15 protein-coding genes are annotated in these 14967 nt (G+C 46.1%); 8 read left to right on the forward strand and 7 right to left on the reverse strand.

The annotated features are described in order from the left end of the window. Positions 1-232 precede the first annotated feature (232 nt). The 3 genes from K2Y22_04515 (at position 233) to K2Y22_04525 (ending at position 1335) form a co-directional block, all read left to right on the forward strand. Positions 233-529, forward strand: coding sequence for a hypothetical protein (locus K2Y22_04515; GenBank protein ID MBX9877700.1), 297 nt, complete (start codon positions 233-235; stop codon positions 527-529). A gap of 30 nt (positions 530-559) precedes the next feature. After that, positions 560-814, forward strand: coding sequence for a hypothetical protein (locus tag K2Y22_04520; GenBank protein ID MBX9877701.1), 255 nt, complete (start codon positions 560-562; stop codon positions 812-814). Positions 815-909: 95 nt separating this feature from the next. Further along, positions 910-1335 (forward strand): OsmC family protein, encoded by a 426-nt coding sequence (locus tag K2Y22_04525; protein ID MBX9877702.1) that lies wholly within the window; start codon positions 910-912, stop codon positions 1333-1335. A gap of 12 nt (positions 1336-1347) precedes the next feature. On the opposite strand, the gene K2Y22_04530 is transcribed toward K2Y22_04525, so the two are convergent. Further along, the gene (locus K2Y22_04530; GenBank protein MBX9877703.1) at positions 1348-2586 is read right to left on the reverse strand and encodes a tetratricopeptide repeat protein; all 1239 of its coding nucleotides are present in this window, start codon (positions 2584-2586) and stop codon (positions 1348-1350) included. A 71-nt stretch (positions 2587-2657) separates the two neighbouring features. On the opposite strand from K2Y22_04530, the gene K2Y22_04535 reads away from it, so the two are divergent. Beyond that, a complete protein-coding gene (locus K2Y22_04535; GenBank protein MBX9877704.1) occupies positions 2658-3473 on the forward strand; it encodes a biotin--[acetyl-CoA-carboxylase] ligase in 816 nt (271 codons plus the stop codon). A 20-nt stretch (positions 3474-3493) separates the two neighbouring features. Here K2Y22_04535 and K2Y22_04540 read toward each other — a convergent pair whose 3' ends face one another. Next, positions 3494-4045 (reverse strand): adenine phosphoribosyltransferase, encoded by a 552-nt coding sequence (locus K2Y22_04540; protein ID MBX9877705.1) that lies wholly within the window; start codon positions 4043-4045, stop codon positions 3494-3496. After that, complete coding sequence (gene recJ, locus K2Y22_04545; protein ID MBX9877706.1) at positions 3984-6554, reverse strand: single-stranded-DNA-specific exonuclease RecJ; 2571 nt, start codon at positions 6552-6554, stop codon at positions 3984-3986. The genes K2Y22_04540 and recJ overlap by 62 nt, the downstream gene beginning before the upstream one ends. Positions 6555-6871: 317 nt before the next feature. Here recJ and K2Y22_04550 point away from each other — a divergent pair, with 317 nt between their 5' ends. Beyond that, complete coding sequence (locus tag K2Y22_04550) at positions 6872-8311, forward strand: M20/M25/M40 family metallo-hydrolase (GenBank protein MBX9877707.1); 1440 nt, start codon at positions 6872-6874, stop codon at positions 8309-8311. Between the two features lie 70 nt (positions 8312-8381). After that, positions 8382-9467: a tetratricopeptide repeat protein gene (locus tag K2Y22_04555; protein ID MBX9877708.1), complete on the forward strand. Its 1086-nt coding sequence runs from the start codon at positions 8382-8384 to the stop codon at positions 9465-9467. Positions 9468-9469: 2 nt separating this feature from the next. Here K2Y22_04555 and K2Y22_04560 read toward each other — a convergent pair whose 3' ends face one another. From K2Y22_04560 to K2Y22_04570, 3 genes are all read right to left on the reverse strand, one after another. Beyond that, complete coding sequence (locus K2Y22_04560; protein ID MBX9877709.1) at positions 9470-9877, reverse strand: hypothetical protein; 408 nt, start codon at positions 9875-9877, stop codon at positions 9470-9472. An 8-nt stretch (positions 9878-9885) separates the two neighbouring features. Further along, positions 9886-10173, reverse strand: coding sequence for a type II toxin-antitoxin system HigB family toxin (locus K2Y22_04565; protein ID MBX9877710.1), 288 nt, complete (start codon positions 10171-10173; stop codon positions 9886-9888). Between the two features lie 324 nt (positions 10174-10497). After that, positions 10498-10785 carry a hypothetical protein gene (locus tag K2Y22_04570; GenBank protein MBX9877711.1) on the reverse strand — a complete coding sequence of 96 codons (288 nt, stop codon included), beginning with the start codon at positions 10783-10785 and terminating at the stop codon, positions 10498-10500. A 64-nt stretch (positions 10786-10849) separates the two neighbouring features. On the opposite strand from K2Y22_04570, the gene K2Y22_04575 reads away from it, so the two are divergent. Both K2Y22_04575 and K2Y22_04580 read left to right on the forward strand, forming a co-directional pair. Further along, the gene (locus K2Y22_04575) at positions 10850-11626 is read left to right on the forward strand and encodes a hypothetical protein (protein MBX9877712.1); all 777 of its coding nucleotides are present in this window, start codon (positions 10850-10852) and stop codon (positions 11624-11626) included. A 10-nt stretch (positions 11627-11636) separates the two neighbouring features. After that, a complete protein-coding gene (locus K2Y22_04580) occupies positions 11637-13088 on the forward strand; it encodes a DUF4127 family protein (GenBank protein ID MBX9877713.1) in 1452 nt (483 codons plus the stop codon). Between the two features lie 78 nt (positions 13089-13166). Here the strand turns inward: K2Y22_04580 and K2Y22_04585 are convergent, their stop codons facing one another. After that, positions 13167-14891, reverse strand: a complete 1725-nt coding sequence (locus K2Y22_04585; protein MBX9877714.1) for a YgdI/YgdR family lipoprotein — start codon at positions 14889-14891, stop codon at positions 13167-13169. Positions 14892-14967: the final 76 nt, after the last annotated feature.

Below are 14967 nucleotides of genomic sequence, written 5' to 3' on the forward strand. Positions count from 1 at the left end.
AGATTTTTGCCGTCCTAAAACCCCACCCCTGTTTGCATTTCAAGTCTTTTCGCCAAGACAATTCATGTCGAGCAAGCCCAAGCTCAAAAAACAGCCGAAAAATTCAACTAGATGTTGAGAGACTCCTTATATATATCCCTCTGCCCATCGGCGTCTTAGCATTTTCAAGCAGTTAGAATTGAGCCACTGCCAAAGGCAATTTTTGGCGGTATTTCACGAGGAATTCAGAACGATGACCTGGATTAAGACCATCCCCATGACTGAGGCAACGCCTGAGCTGGGACAAGCAATTGAAGGACAGATGAAAATGTATCCTCCGGAATACATGACCCCTGTCGAAAGCTTGATGACTCACGAACAACAAGATGCGGGACCGGCAATTATCATGGCGCACAGCCTCTTGCCGAATACTCTGTATCACACGTTTGCTACATTCGGTACTCTCTTATCGCCGGATTTGCCACTTAGCCGTAAGCAACACGAGATGATTGCATCAACGGTTTCATCTCTTAATGCCTGTCATTATTGAATAGAGTCGCACGTAGAATTTCTACGTCGAGTGACTCTGGATGAGTCGCTATCAAACGCAATCAAGAAAGACTACAAAACCGCTGATCTCTCCAAAGAAGATCGCGCCATGCTCGAGTACGTCGAAAAGATTACCTTGAGCCCGGCCAAAATTCAGCGCGAGGATGTCGAGAAGCTGAGAAACTTTGGCTTTGATGACACAGCTATATTACAAATCAACCTCATTGCTTCCTGGTTTAACTACATAAACAGGGTTGCCGATGGGCTTGGTGTTGGTCGTCCTTAAGCTTTTCTTGACAAAACTACTATTGGCTAAAAGACCGGTTAAGATTGCCTTGATCGGTCCCAGAACTGGCACGCTCGTGCCTGGAGGAAACGTAAATGGCTGAAGTTGTAGTCACAAGCAAAGCGCAAAAATACCAACAAGAAATCAAAGTTGGCAAACATACATTCCAATCAGACATCACCGTTGAATCCGGCGGGCAAGATACGGCTCCTGGTCCGCATGAATTGCTTTTAGGCGCACTAGGTTCATGCACTTCCGTCACTGTGCAAATGTTTGCAGAGCGCCGCGGCTGGGATCTCAAATCCGTCTCGGTCAAACTGACAGAAGAGAAGATTGACGATCCAAATAATCCGGGAGTCAAAATCCCAAAAATCGTCCGCAATATTGAAGTGTCCGGCAACCTCACGGGCGAACAGCTGGACAGCTTGAAAGCAATTGCCGACAAGTGTCAGATTCACAAACTTCTGACTGGACCAAAAGAAATAATTACCGACTTGAAGAGCACTCAACCGGTTAGCTAATTTCTTCCGTTTTCAGCCACCTAGCTGTTTCAAACGCAACCTCAATTCATGTTCTTCCTGCAGGCGTTTCTTGCTTTGAGCGATTTCTGCCAGCAATTTCACACCGTCACGTGAATTGTAATTTTGCAAAACAGCTGTCGCAGCTTTTGCTTGGGCGTCATCTATCCGTCCGGCTTTAAAATCAATTTGCGCCTGAGACAGCAATGCTTCATTGTCTACTTTTGCCGGTTCTGTTTTTGTTACCAGAGCCAAAGTGTCTTCGTCGACAACACTAGATACAGTCCGCTCGATCGAACCCTTTTTACCGCACCAGACTCTGTGCAAGGCAATAATGAACTGTCCGTTGCTGTTTTCATCAGCAAAGCCTGCCAGATCAACGCTTATGTCATAGAACCTATCAAGCAATGCTTCAGCATCGGCATATTTACCTTTGTCGACTAGCACATTGACTAAATTAGCAACTTTGGCCGCGTCCGAATCGGGTTTAAATCCAAGGACATATTTGTCGTCTGGTCCAACCTTGGCGGAACGATCAACCAAAATCTTGAAAATGTGATCAGCTCTTGCTTCTAACGCATCAGACTGTGTTTGTTTGTTTTGCCGCGCCAAAAACGAGGAGTAGTCCCACATCAAATTAGCCTGATCAAAAAGCACTAGATCCGTTCTTTTGTCTTCAGGAATACTCTGCTGACCGGCATCAGCATCAATTGCCAATTGATAGAAGAGTTGCGCTTGTTCTTTATTGTTGAGTGATTCATACGCGCGAGCCAATTTGCGCAGACAATTAATGGTTGTGTCAGGCGACATGCTCTGTTGCATGACAGCAGCGCGCAATAGATAATCAATTGCTTCTTTGTATTTCTTTTGATCGATATAGCAATCGGCAATTTCAATTAGAACGTGCGCTAATTTCAAATGACGCTTCTTATCAATTGTTTCTTTGATTTCCAATAAAGTAGTTAGAGGGAAAATCGCCTTGTCCGCCTTGCCGTCATAGCGATATAGCTTCCCTAAAGCTGACAAACACCGGCTTTCCAGATACTGCTCATGTGATCCTGAGGAGGAATTTTCAATTCGCTTCAACTCTTCTTCAAGAAGACCCTCGGCTTTTTCTACATGACCTCCATCAAGCGACTGGCAAAGCCGCGCCTGGCATTCAAGCCATTGGCGCTCTTGAGAATCGTTAAATGTACAACTGGTGACGCTTGCAGTGACAAGCGCTATCATAACTGCTGAAGTCAGGTATTTCATTTTTACTCGTCTTTGTTCACTTGGCTTTTCTGCGACGCCTTGTATTCTACAAGCATTTTGGAAACAACCAATTGTCAACTATCAAGCTTGATCTAAGCAAAATAGAGTCTTACCTTACGACAAGCATTGTCGGACGGTCCAAAGCTAATGAACTTTGGCCGGAAATCGACTCAACCAATACTCGCGCTACACAGCTGGCGAAAGACAATGCGCCTTCAGGCACTATTGTGCTTGCCCGCAAACAAACGGCCGGTCGCGGGCGGCAAGGAAAAATCTGGCAATCGCCGCAAGATGCAGGCATTTACGCTAGTTTTCTACTTAGACCAACGTGCGCCAAAGAGGATATTCCGCTCTACACGTTAGCCCTGGGAGTAGCCGCCAGTCGCGCAATTTTGAGTGTTACCGGAGTGGAAGTCGGACTTAAATGGGTTAATGATTTGGTTGTCGGACAAAAAAAGCTCGGCGGCATATTGGCTGAACTTATAAGTTCCGATTCGCCGGCTCTAATTTTAGGCATTGGCGTCAATCTTGAATTGCAAAAAAAGGACATTCCTGAAGAACTTATAAATCACATAGAGTGGCTGACTAACATTACCGGATCACCTGTTGATCCAAATCACTTAATTGCGGAATTGGCGCAAAATTTAGAGGAAGTCTCCAACATTATTTCGGACGGAAACAAGTCACAAATCTTGGATGCTTGGCGGACGCACTCGGTGACGCTGGGCAAAGAGGTGCAAGTCATTTCTGCCGCCGGTAATAAAACAGGCACCGCTCTCGATATAGACGAAAGCGGCGCCTTAATTGTTCAAACTGTAAGCGGCGAGCGTTTAACTCTTCATGCCGGCGAGATAAGCATTCGCAATCTCGACGGCTCCTACTCGTAGGGGCGCATTGCATGCGCCCGTTAGTAGTGAATTATCGAGAATATCTCGACACCTTTTGGCAAATTATTTCTACCGCTGAGGAAATCCAATTCAACTAAGAAGCTCATGCCTGCTACTTTTGCGCCAATCTTTTCGACTAGCTGGCAAGCTGCATGCGCAGTGCCGCCGGTTGCGAGCAAGTCATCAATGATGAGCACCCGCTTGTCTTTTTCAGCAGCGTCAACATGTATTTCCAATGTGTTGGAGCCATACTCCAAATCATAGGAAATCTTCTCAACGGTGTGCGGAAGTTTGCCTGGTTTACGAATTGGAATAAAACCAATGCCCAATTTGTGTGCTACAGCCGGAGCCAGAATAAAGCCACGGGCCTCGATTCCGGCGATATAATCCGGCTTTAAGCCACGTGCATTTTCCGTCAACGCTTCAACGACAAAATTGAAAGCCTCGTGATCATTGAGCAGTGTCGTCAGATCCTTGAAGATAATTCCCTTTTTGGGGAAATCCGGAATGTCACGAATTTTGCTCTTGAGCCAATCTACTTTGTTCTGGTTGATCATAGTGCCCGAAGTCATCGGTCCTCCTCGCATTTTCTTTGTGTAGTTCTACTTTGTTTAGCGCAAGCGCTTGTTGAATCTCTTTAAATTCGCTGTCCTTCAGCCAGTTTCTAAATTCGTAGACTTCCTTTAGAGAACTAGCTAAATGGCGAAACTCCGCAATATTTTCCGGCTTTTCTTCCGGCTCACCGGTGATATCCAGATAGATAACGCCATCTTCGGCAAACCATTCAAGGACGCCCATCTTATTGAGCATCGTCAATCCCAAGGCAACGCACATTTTGGTTGTGCCTAAGGCGACAGCCAGCTTTTCACCCGGCACTTTGCCTTCCATTTTGTTTACAGCAAAGCGCACGAAGCCCAAAAGCTTCTTGAGAAAAGCTTTGGTGTCTTCAGACTCAATAGGTACGCCACCAACGATATAAACTTCACGAACAGATGAACCAATTAAATCGCGAAATACTTTTAGACTGGGCGGATATTGCCAGAGAAGTAAATTCTTTGCCGAACCAATTGCCGTTCTATCAGCAAAGTCGATGCCCGGAATTTTCAAGCAAGATTCGCCAAAGATTGCCACTGTCGAACCCAATTTGCGCGCGGCGGATTCGACCAATCCTGTCGGTGAATTATGATCACGTAAATCTTTGAAGTTCAATTTCACAGACCGCACTGAAGGCACTGCAGCCGAATCAGCTTGAGCATTGACGCTATCTGTAGTTTTCGCTTCAACAGGTTGTGCAACGGCGGCAACTTGTGATCTCTTAGCAGCATCAACTACGGTTGATACCGGCAAAAGTGTTGAACTGTCATCATCGTCGACGCTATCAGCTTCGCCGACTGGGCGCCAATCGACTAAAACCAGTTGCAAACGCTTGGTGCCGTTGTACTCGTTTATCTCCGGGATGAAAGCAACATCAATTTGCTGGCCGTCGGCAGGAATTCTGCCGCGACTATTCCACATTACAGCTTCAAATGGCAATGACTCTTTTGTATCGCGCAACATCAAGCGGCTATGCTTGCCTTCTTTACCCAGCGCGCGCACTCCAACGCATGTAAGTTCACGCATTACTAAAACAGGCTTTTTATTGGCCATGCCAAATGGAGCGATTTTCGCAACAAGGTTAGCCAAATCCATGGTTACATCTTTAGCCGCAACTTGTGCGTCAATATCGAGAGTGGCTGCGCGCAGTTTGCCATTGAGCATGCGATTGCAAGCTTCGGTAATTCCTGAGCGAAGCGCTTCAGCTTTACCTACTTCTACGGCGAAGCCTGCGGCCATCTTGTGCCCACCCCACTTCTGAAGCAGGTGCTCGTTTTCTTTCAGCACAGCGTAAAGATCGACTCCGTCGACACTGCGTGCCGACCCTTTCACCATACCGTCTTCTTTGTGCAATTCACCAATGAAAACAGGGCAGTTGTACTTTTCGACTAAACGCGAAGCAACAATACCAACAACACCGTGGTGCCAGCCTTCGTCGTAGATGACTATGGCTCTATCATTTGCCAAATTAACTGTTGAGGCAACCATTTGGTCAGCGGCGTAATTGATCTTTTCGCAAAGTTCCTGGCGACGCTCATTTTCACGTTCAAGTTGCTTGGCTAACTCTTCGGCTTTAGCTTCGTCGGCAGTCGTCATCAATTCCACAGCCAAATTGGCGTCAGCTAAACGACCTACTGCGTTAATGCGCGGGGCAATACCAAAGCCGACAATGTCCGTGCCGCTGCCCTTTGACTGAGACAAAAGCGCTTTTATGCCGGGACGTTTGGAAGCAACCAATTTAGGCAAGCCTATTTGCACCAGATAACGATTCTCGTCAATCAATGGCACCAAATCCGCAATCATGCCCAAGGTTACATAATCAAGCAGTTCATCAGCTTTTTCCGGCATGCCTTTTTTAATGAGCAGTGCTTCGCATAATTTGTAAGCCGCGCCCACACCGGGAAGGTTGTACAACGGGTGCTCTTCGCGCAGAAGTTTCGGATGAATTGTTGCTGAAGCCGGAGGCAAAAGCTCAGGCATTGTATGGTGATCAACAACAACTGTGTCCACACCTAGTGATTTGGCAAAGTTTATTTCGGCAAAGTTCGATACGCCACAGTCACAAGTGATAATGAGCTTAGTGCGATTCTTACTGGCAAGAATGCTGACTGCTTTTAGATTGAGTCCATAGCCTTCATTGGTGCGATGCGGGATATAGAAATCAACTTGCGCGCCGAGATCTTTCAAGACTGTTAGAAGCACTGATGTAGCAGTGACGCCATCTACATCATAGTCGCCATAGACGGTTATCTTTTCTTGTCCGTCGATAGCTTTTTCTATGCGCTCCAAGGCACGTTCAATGTTAGGCAATTCAAATGGACTGGTTGCCGTGTATTTTGCGGCATCAAGAAATGTTTTCGCTGTCTCTGCGGTTTTAAGCCCACGCCTTACCAAGAGCTTTGCTAAAAGCTCCGAGCCAAAAGCCGCCTCAATCAAAGATGCATCAACAGATATATCAGGTGGAAACTTCCAGGATTTCTTACTCACGACAAAACATCCTCACCTGACGATACAAAGGGGAAGAATTCAAGTGCGGATATTACAAGGACAATTGAGGAATATCCGGCACTTGCCAACAGACACCTTTTTAGGCATCATCCAAGAGAAAATTCCCACACCTCTTGCGACGCAACTAGCATACAAGAAAGGCATTATCGCAAGGCATTAAATCTAGACTGCACTGGCATCGACAGCGCTCCCACAATAATTAAAGATACTCAACTTTGTTTCGCATTGAGCTAGCTGATACTCTACTTGGACTTATCTATTTATACACTTGGCAGCAGCCATGCGGAGGCAACGTCATGAATTGGAAAAAACTAGGGCTCAGCTCTTTGGTTATTGCCGTTGCCGGAAGCACCACATTTAGTGTCGCTGCTAATGCTGTTGCTAAAGGCGTATCGAAGCCCCTTTCTTTTGAACAAGCAGGCACGGAAGCTACGCGATATTTAGTCGACTATTTGAGAATCGACACGAGCAATGGACCAGGCATTGCCGCCAATGAAAAAGCCGGTGCTGATTATCTTGCTTCGATTTTAAAGGCTAACGGTTTTGAACCACAAGTATTCGAATCAGCTCCTGGTCGGGCTTGTATTTATGCTCGGCTTAAAGGCAACGGCAAAAAGAAAGCAATAATTCTTTTGAGCCACATCGATGTTGTGCCGGCTAAAGCAGAAAACTGGCAACATGGCCCTTTTTCAGGAGAGATTCACGATAACGAACTCTGGGGACGCGGCTCTCTCGATATGAAAGGCATGGGCATTGCCGAATTGGAAACAATGCTTTTGCTCAAGCGCTCGGGACGCATACTCGACCGTGATGTAATTTTCCTCGGCACGGCCGATGAAGAACAAGGCGGAGCAATGGGTGCAAAGTGGTTTGTCGATCACCATCCAGAACTAATTAAAGATGCAGAATACCTTTTGACGGAAGGCTTCTACATTGATTCAACAGAAGACGGCAAAGCTCGTTATTGGGGCATTGACGTTGCCGAAAAGAATTTGCTGTGGCTAAAGCTAACTGCAAAAGGCGCTGCCGGACACGCTTCCATGCCTATTGCCAATTCAGCACCAAATAAATTAGCGCGTGCTTTGCAGAAGCTTGTTGATTCGCCAATGAAACCAATTGTTTTGCCTGAAGTGCGCGAATACTTCAAATCAATTAGCGTTGCTGAAAAAGGACAATTGAAAACAGCATTTGCCGACATCGATGCTGCAGTGAAAAACCCGGAGACACTAAAGACATTGCAGAAAGACAGCATGAAAGCTGCCATGCTGCAAAATACATTTTCATTGACCATAATTAAAGCCGGCTACAAGACAAATGTAATTCCATCGGAAGCAACTGCAGAATTAGATTGCCGCTTATTGCCTTCAATAAATCCGGATAACTTTGTGACCGAGATAAAATCAATCATCAATGATCCTCAAGTCGAAGTAACCAAACTTGATTGGATTAAGGCTGAGCCGTCCCCATTCAACACGGAATGCATTGAGACAATTAAGGCAGTAGCTGCCAAAGAAGCGCCTGGAGTGCCTGTTGTACCGGTAATTATCCCCTGGTTTACTGACAGTCATTGGTTTAGAGATTTAGGAATCACGTCATACGGCTTTTTGCCATTTCAAATAAATGAAAAGCAAATTGGTACCGTTCATGGCATAAACGAAAGGATACCGCTTGCCGAATTCAGCAATGGTATTCGTCGTATGTATCTAATGGTAGAAAAACTTTGTTCATCGAAATGAAACCATTTACATAATTTCGTAGGGGCGCATTGCATGCGCCCGAATCACCTTCCACAAATAAGGACATCTCATGAAATCACCAGTTGTAATAGCCTTAGCTTTCACCCTAGCCCTGTCTGTCCAGCCAATGCTTGCTGCACCAACCTGGCAAAGCGTTTTTAAAGATGCTCAAACTCAATACAGCATGGGCGATTTTAGAAGTGCCGAAAAGAGCTTTAGAGATGCAATAGGCAGAGCCCAATCAGCAGGAATTGGCGACAACACACAATTACAGATGATCCACGGCTTGGCTGACACATTAATGGCCGAAGGCAAATTGGCCGACGCTGAAGCTCAATACATACACTGCCTTCAGATGACCGAAAAAGCCCATGGAGCTGCCAACCCATCAATTGCTGAAATTTGCGAACGCATCTCCGGTATTTATTTTCTCAACTCACGCTACGCTGATGCCGATGGCTATTACATCCGTGCCGTAGATATTCGCCGCAAAGGCAAACCAGTAGACAACGTAGCAGTTGCCGCCGACTTGAATAACTTAGCTGCTTCGGCTATTTATCAAAACAAATATCCCGATGCAGAAAAATACATTACAGAAGCAACGACAGCGATGTCCACGGAAAGGAAAATAGGCGACCAGGGCGTCAATGTGCACATTCTGCGCACTAAAGCCATGCTTTTGGAAAAGCAAGGCAAAATGAAAGAAGCCGAAGAAGCCCTAAAAAAATCACTCTCAATTGCCGAGACCTGCACATTTGAAAATGATTCTTTGCTGGCTGCCAGCTTCAATGAACTCGGTCGCTTTTACATCAAGCAAAAGAACTACGCAGAAGCGCAATCGGCTCTAGAAAGCGCCGTGCAAATTGCTGATCAATTGAAGTTCGGCGCAGAACACCCAATTCTTGAAACAAGCCTTGCCAATTTGGCTGCCGCTTACATCGATGACAACAAATACGAGAAGGCTGAATCACCTCTTTTACGTGCCATTGCCATCAATGAAAAATTCGGTGACATGGGCAAGGATGCATTGAAGGGTAACCTCACCGACTACGCCAAAATTTTAGAAGCCACGCACCGCACAAAACAAGCAGGTGAAGTAATTGAGCGCTTAAACAAACTAACCGCTTCTCCAGCCAACGAACCAACAAAAATGTAGACTTAGACTATCAATCTGTTGATATCTATTCTAAAACGTTTCGCTAATCGCTTCGCCTGCTCTAGACTAAGACGTCTTTCGCCCGCCAAAAATTCACAGACGCGGCTAGGAGCACCAAACTCGCTTACTAAGTCCTTTTGTGATAAATCATTTTGATTCATGAGATATTCAATAAGGTTTCGAGGAGACATTTTTGGGAGGTCACTATCCCATTTCGATTCATACTTCAGTATTAAATCGCTAAGCACTTCCAAATAATCAAGCTCCGACTGACTTAGCTCGCCCATGCGATCGGTCAGGCTATCACAAATCTCCGCCGCAAGGTCATTTTGCTCGTCATTACGAATCGGGCGCAAAGGAAAGCGCTTGATCAACTTTTCGTATGTCTTGTCGTGTGCAGTTGCGGGCATTACCTTACTTACCTTTTCCAGTTACCTTTATCGTACTCCTCATGTGTCAGCACGTGCCGGATATAGAGTTTTCCATTTTCAAATTGAGCTATGGCGATCAGTCTAAAGTCATTTCCTTTGATATCAAATACGATTTTTCCTTCTACCCAATCGGCTGTTGTAAAACTCTTTCGTACATCTGCAAAGTTCTTCCACTCCAAGGACTGAACGGCTGTTTTCCATGATTTAAGCGGCGCTTCGGCTGCTCTGTGCTTTCGAAAGAATTGCCGGGCACGCCCCCAATGGATGACTTTCATTCCCACCTCTTGGCTCCCTATATATTCCCAAAATGGGAAGTTTTGTCAACATTATTTTCCCAATCCGGGAAGAATTAATGTGTTTTGGAGCAATTATTATTGAGAATCTAGACGGCGCGTCAAAACGTATCCAATTGGAGAAATAATCACACCGCCGCGAAAATCGCCCCCTGGTACATAATGTGCGACAGTGTAGAGGTAGACTAAACCGCTGTAAATACGGTTAGCACAATCGCGTACAAATAGCTGCAAGGACAGGGATGACCAACGTTTCCCCGATCGTCGTTTATTTCAATAAAAACTATATGATTCTGAATGCCAATCTCATTTATTCAGCTCTGGCGGTCTGACGTGAATGACTTTGCCGGGCTTGCCGTCTTTCATCCATTGCTGCAAATCGATTTCGATTATGGTTACGTCGACTGGTGACTTTGGCCAGGGAAGCATCCAACCGGATGCCCAAATTACTGGAAAGAATAAGACATGCAAAGAGGCGGCAACCCAAAAGGCTTCTATTAAAGGTATTTGATCGACTACCCATGAGCGGGCCAAGCCGCCAAGCCAATGCAGCCGGTTTATCTTCTTAGGCATGAAATCGGCGGTCTGGCTCACGTTACTCCCCGGCGGCATTGGTCTATAAGTGCTACTATTTGCCTAAGTCCAAGCATACACGATTATGACAAGCCCCCGAATCGCTACAAAATTTAGCTTAGCTTGTTTGATTGCAAGCCTTCTTGCCAGCGGAGCAAGCGCGCAAGATGTCACCAGTGACGATATCCTGCGCAAAACGGCAACACCATTCGGTCCACCCGTTGCGCACAGTAATGATGCCACGCATTTAGACGAAGTTCAGTTAGCAATGCCTGAAGGTTCTATGAGGTTGCCTATGGCAGGGGCAATTGGAGAGACTGAAAAGCCGGAACTAAAACCGATTGCAATAAGCAAATTAAGTTCACGACTTTCAGTATCAAGCTTGAGTGATCGACTGGTATCAGCCAAAGTTTACTTGCCCGATCATATGGTGTTGGGCAAAAATGCCGAATTTACCGTACGCGCTAAACCCGGACAGCAAGTAGCACTGGCAATGGCCGACAAAGATACAGGAGCATCGCCAATTTACGGTCACAAATTGCGTCTTGGTGCTGACCGCAAAGTGGTAGCAATTGGCACAATCGACAATGATGGATCGGCAAAGCTCGTTGTAACTACACCCATTCAAGGTGATTTGGTCGGACAGTATCTTTATTTTGAAGCGGCAGTTTGGACTAAGCCTGACTTTAGCGATGTTCTGCTGGCAGCACCAGTTGCGCTTTCAGAGAATCAGGAAGTAGTTAACGGCGTGCTTGTGCAAGCAGAGACCGGACAGAAGAAGCGCCTGCAATTTATGACTGCGCCGGCAGTGCCGATGGGACAGACTTCTGATCCAAGCAATTTGAATTCAGGACAGCCCTAGAAAGACGAATATGAAATTAGCTCTCATTCCCATAGATAATCGCCCGGTTACGTATCATTACCCGCAATTGGTAGCTCAGGTTGCCGGAATTGAACCGCTTGTGCCGCCGCGCGAGCTTCTTGGATCGCTCAATGAACCGGCCAAAATTGATGAGATTTATTCATGGCTTGATACGACAATCAAGAACGAAAAACCGGAAGCATTGATTATTTGCCTCGACACGCTTTTGCACGGCGGCTTAATTACTTCGCGGCGTAGCGAAGAAACACTTGATCAAATACTTGCCCGCCTGAACAAACTTATCGAATTGGGCAATGGCACTAAGTTGTCTATCCTTGCTCAATCCAGCATCATGCGCATATCAGACAATTACGACAACACGGAAGAAAAAACCTACTGGAAAGAATTTGGTCGGGAGCTTTTTGCCTGGTCTTCGGAATTGCACAAAGCAGAGCTTGAGAAAGAAGCGTCAAAAAATGTGGCTCTTCTAGAGAGCAAAATTCCCAATGACATAAGACAAGATTATCTAGCAACGCGCAAACGCAATCACGCCATTAATTTGCAATTAGTGGAGCAGACGGAGAAAGGACTGTTCTCCAGTCTTATATTTAGCCAAGACGATTCGGGCGAATTCGGATTAAACGTTTCAGAAAAACAACAGTTGCAAACACTTAGCCAGGAAAAAAACTTAGCAAATTCCATCTTTGCTTACGCTGGAGCTGACGAAGTTATTTGCACTCTCATTTCAAGATTTCTTGCAAGCAAATTGCCGACTCCGCCAAAAGCGCTTGTCCGCTTCAGTACAAGTGGCGTCGTCAATTGCAAGAGCCGTTACGAAGGTCAGACAATAGGCGAAAGTGTGACTAATCAATTAAATGCAGCCGGAATAAGCCGTGTCAGTGGCGCTGCCGACTTCTTTGTTATTGTGCACGGCAATGAAGATGAGCAAGGCGATCACATAACCCTTCCTAACCTTGCAGACAAGTCGCACTTAAATACAGCTCGCTCTGTCAAACAGACTCTCGATTACATCGCCACATCACAATATCCTTGCGTCATCTGCGACGTGGCTTATGCCAATGGCGCCGACCCGATGCTTATAGCGGAACTTTTAGAGCGACCGGATTTATTGAAAAAACTTTGGGCATACGGAGCATGGAACACATCCGGCAACACAATTGGCTCCGTATTAGCTACGGCTGCCGCACGTCATTATGCAAAAGCCTCAGAGGCTCAAACGGAGGAATTTGCCCAAAAAGCTTTGTTTGTAAGACTTATGGATGATTGGGCTTATCAAACACAAGTTCGTCCGCAACTTAAAGGACAAGCGTCAGCAGATAAGCTGGAAAAGCTAATGCGTCCTTACGCAAAACAACTTGCCAAAGCATTGGAATACGAACCTGGCGAACTCAAGTTCACATTTCCCTGGCAACGCACCTTTGAAGTCGAAGTATCTTCGTAAGTGCAACGCACTTTCAATCCGATGTATTTGTAGGGGCGCCTTAGCCTAACAACTAATCTGCGCCCTTTTACTGGCGCGTTATTTTAAGCAACTATTACAACGCGACGCCACATGTCTTGAAGCGCCCGATTCATCATCAGGATGTCCCATCTGGAATAGTCCGCCCTTGGATCTGACAAGGGACAAACTCGCTGCTGTCTTTTCCATTTGTGCGGACAATTTCTTTTCCTGTGGAGTATTTGCGTATGCACGGAAAGCAGTAACTAACGGCTCATGCACAACTATATCGCCGACGGAGACATCGCTTACAGTAACATGACCCAAAGCATCAACCTTTCTTATGCTGATACCGCGATGACCAACTTTGTGCACATCATAGACATCAACAACATCAGGCATTTTCTCCGTAATCATTAGTTCCTGCCCCGGAGCAATTCTCATTGTGTTTTTACCGGCAGTGACTCTTACTGATCTTCGGTGCATGTCGCCCAAGCTAATAATCTTCAGCCTGTTGTCATCGTTTTTGAAAAGAACCATTGCTCCGCCTTCAACAGTAGTGACTACGTTGTCAGCTTTAACTTTCAGAGGCTTTTTGGCGTAGACGAGCAATTTACCATTATAGAGTTCATAGGACGGCATACCTACTTTTGGCTTGTCTTGATTAAGTAGGCTTTGCCCATCGGTAATTACATAGTGCAACTTATCGAATGACATTACCTTGAAGGCTTGGTTGTCACCGATTTTGCTGGCAACCTTTTCAAACTTCATTGCTTGTTTGGTCTTGTTTGCAGTTGTCTTTACAGGAACACTGTGCGGGCCTCGCGCGAGCTGTGCAAACTCTGCCTGCTTAGCGGAGTAATCAAGTATATTGCCGTAAGTATATTTGAGCAGAGTCGTTGGATAATCACTGCCTTGGCTAATCTTCCGGCAACCAAGAGACAAATCGTAGTCAGCCATTTGCGCCAAGGAGAATTCCCACATGCGCATTTCCGGAGCTAGTTTTCCGTTGGCATCACTTACCAAGGGGCGTCTGGCTATACCATCGCTTGCTTCAAGTAGAGCAACCGATGCACCATTTGCAGCGACACCAACCTCTTGTCCAGGCTGGACATTAACAGCGTCAGCGCCACCAACCATAGACACAGTCATACCGGCGGCTTTAGCTGTTTTGTCAGCTGATAGACAATAAGCTCTGGTGATACCATCACCAGCTGTTTCTACAATTGCAGATGCGCCAGAGGCGACGAGAACCTTGGCACCACCGGCATTAACTTGAACAGGCACCCGGCTGGAGATTACAAGCATTCTTCCTTTATGTAAGGTCAAATGCGTATAAGTCTCAACGGAATAAAGACTTCCTCTTAGAGCAAATATGACAAAGCGTTTTTGACTGTCGGTTAAACCATAACAACTGCTGGTGCAAAGCGAAAAGGTTCCCGGACTTACCCGAATATAGCCGCCCGGACTTTCATAATCGTCGTTTGGTTTGTTGACGCGAGTGACATCTGTTGAAACGGGAATCTGCGGACCGGTTACACCTGGAGCCGAAAATGGCTCCCAGTCCGGCTGCAGAAACATGTTGTAGGCCCGCTCGTTGGCATCACCTGCCCAATTTACCGGCTTACGCGGTGGTGGTGGCAGTTGCGGAAAGAAGTATCTGCTTTTTGTCTGGTAGATCTGATTGAGCTGCATAAACGGAAGTGCCGCACTGGGATTTGCGTCATTTTGCTGGGCAAAAACCTGTGTTGACGAACTCAACATTGCACCTGTTGAAATTAATGCCACCAGTATGTGACGCTTCATCGTCGTTCCTCTTCCCGATTATTAGACATTGCGAGTTTACAAACCCGCCACCAGCGCCAGTTTATTCTTGCCAGAT

Source organism: Candidatus Obscuribacterales bacterium (genome assembly GCA_019744775.1).
Taxonomy (GTDB): Bacteria; Cyanobacteriota; Vampirovibrionia; order Obscuribacterales; family Obscuribacteraceae; genus SBAT01.

Coding starts and splice junctions, on each gene's coding strand:
- K2Y22_04515 (MBX9877700.1), top strand. CDS start 233: ATGACCTGGATTAAGACCATCCCCATGACTGAGGCAACGCCTGAGCTG.
- K2Y22_04525 (MBX9877702.1), top strand. CDS start 910: ATGGCTGAAGTTGTAGTCACAAGCAAAGCGCAAAAATACCAACAAGAA.
- K2Y22_04530 (MBX9877703.1), bottom strand. CDS start 2,586: ATGAAATACCTGACTTCAGCAGTTATGATAGCGCTTGTCACTGCAAGC.
- K2Y22_04540 (MBX9877705.1), bottom strand. CDS start 4,045: ATGACTTCGGGCACTATGATCAACCAGAACAAAGTAGATTGGCTCAAG.
- K2Y22_04550 (MBX9877707.1), top strand. CDS start 6,872: ATGAATTGGAAAAAACTAGGGCTCAGCTCTTTGGTTATTGCCGTTGCC.
- K2Y22_04555 (MBX9877708.1), top strand. CDS start 8,382: ATGAAATCACCAGTTGTAATAGCCTTAGCTTTCACCCTAGCCCTGTCT.
- K2Y22_04560 (MBX9877709.1), bottom strand. CDS start 9,877: ATGCCCGCAACTGCACACGACAAGACATACGAAAAGTTGATCAAGCGC.
- K2Y22_04565 (MBX9877710.1), bottom strand. CDS start 10,173: ATGAAAGTCATCCATTGGGGGCGTGCCCGGCAATTCTTTCGAAAGCAC.
- K2Y22_04575 (MBX9877712.1), top strand. CDS start 10,850: ATGACAAGCCCCCGAATCGCTACAAAATTTAGCTTAGCTTGTTTGATT.
- K2Y22_04580 (MBX9877713.1), top strand. CDS start 11,637: ATGAAATTAGCTCTCATTCCCATAGATAATCGCCCGGTTACGTATCAT.
- K2Y22_04585 (MBX9877714.1), bottom strand. CDS start 14,891: ATGAAGCGTCACATACTGGTGGCATTAATTTCAACAGGTGCAATGTTG.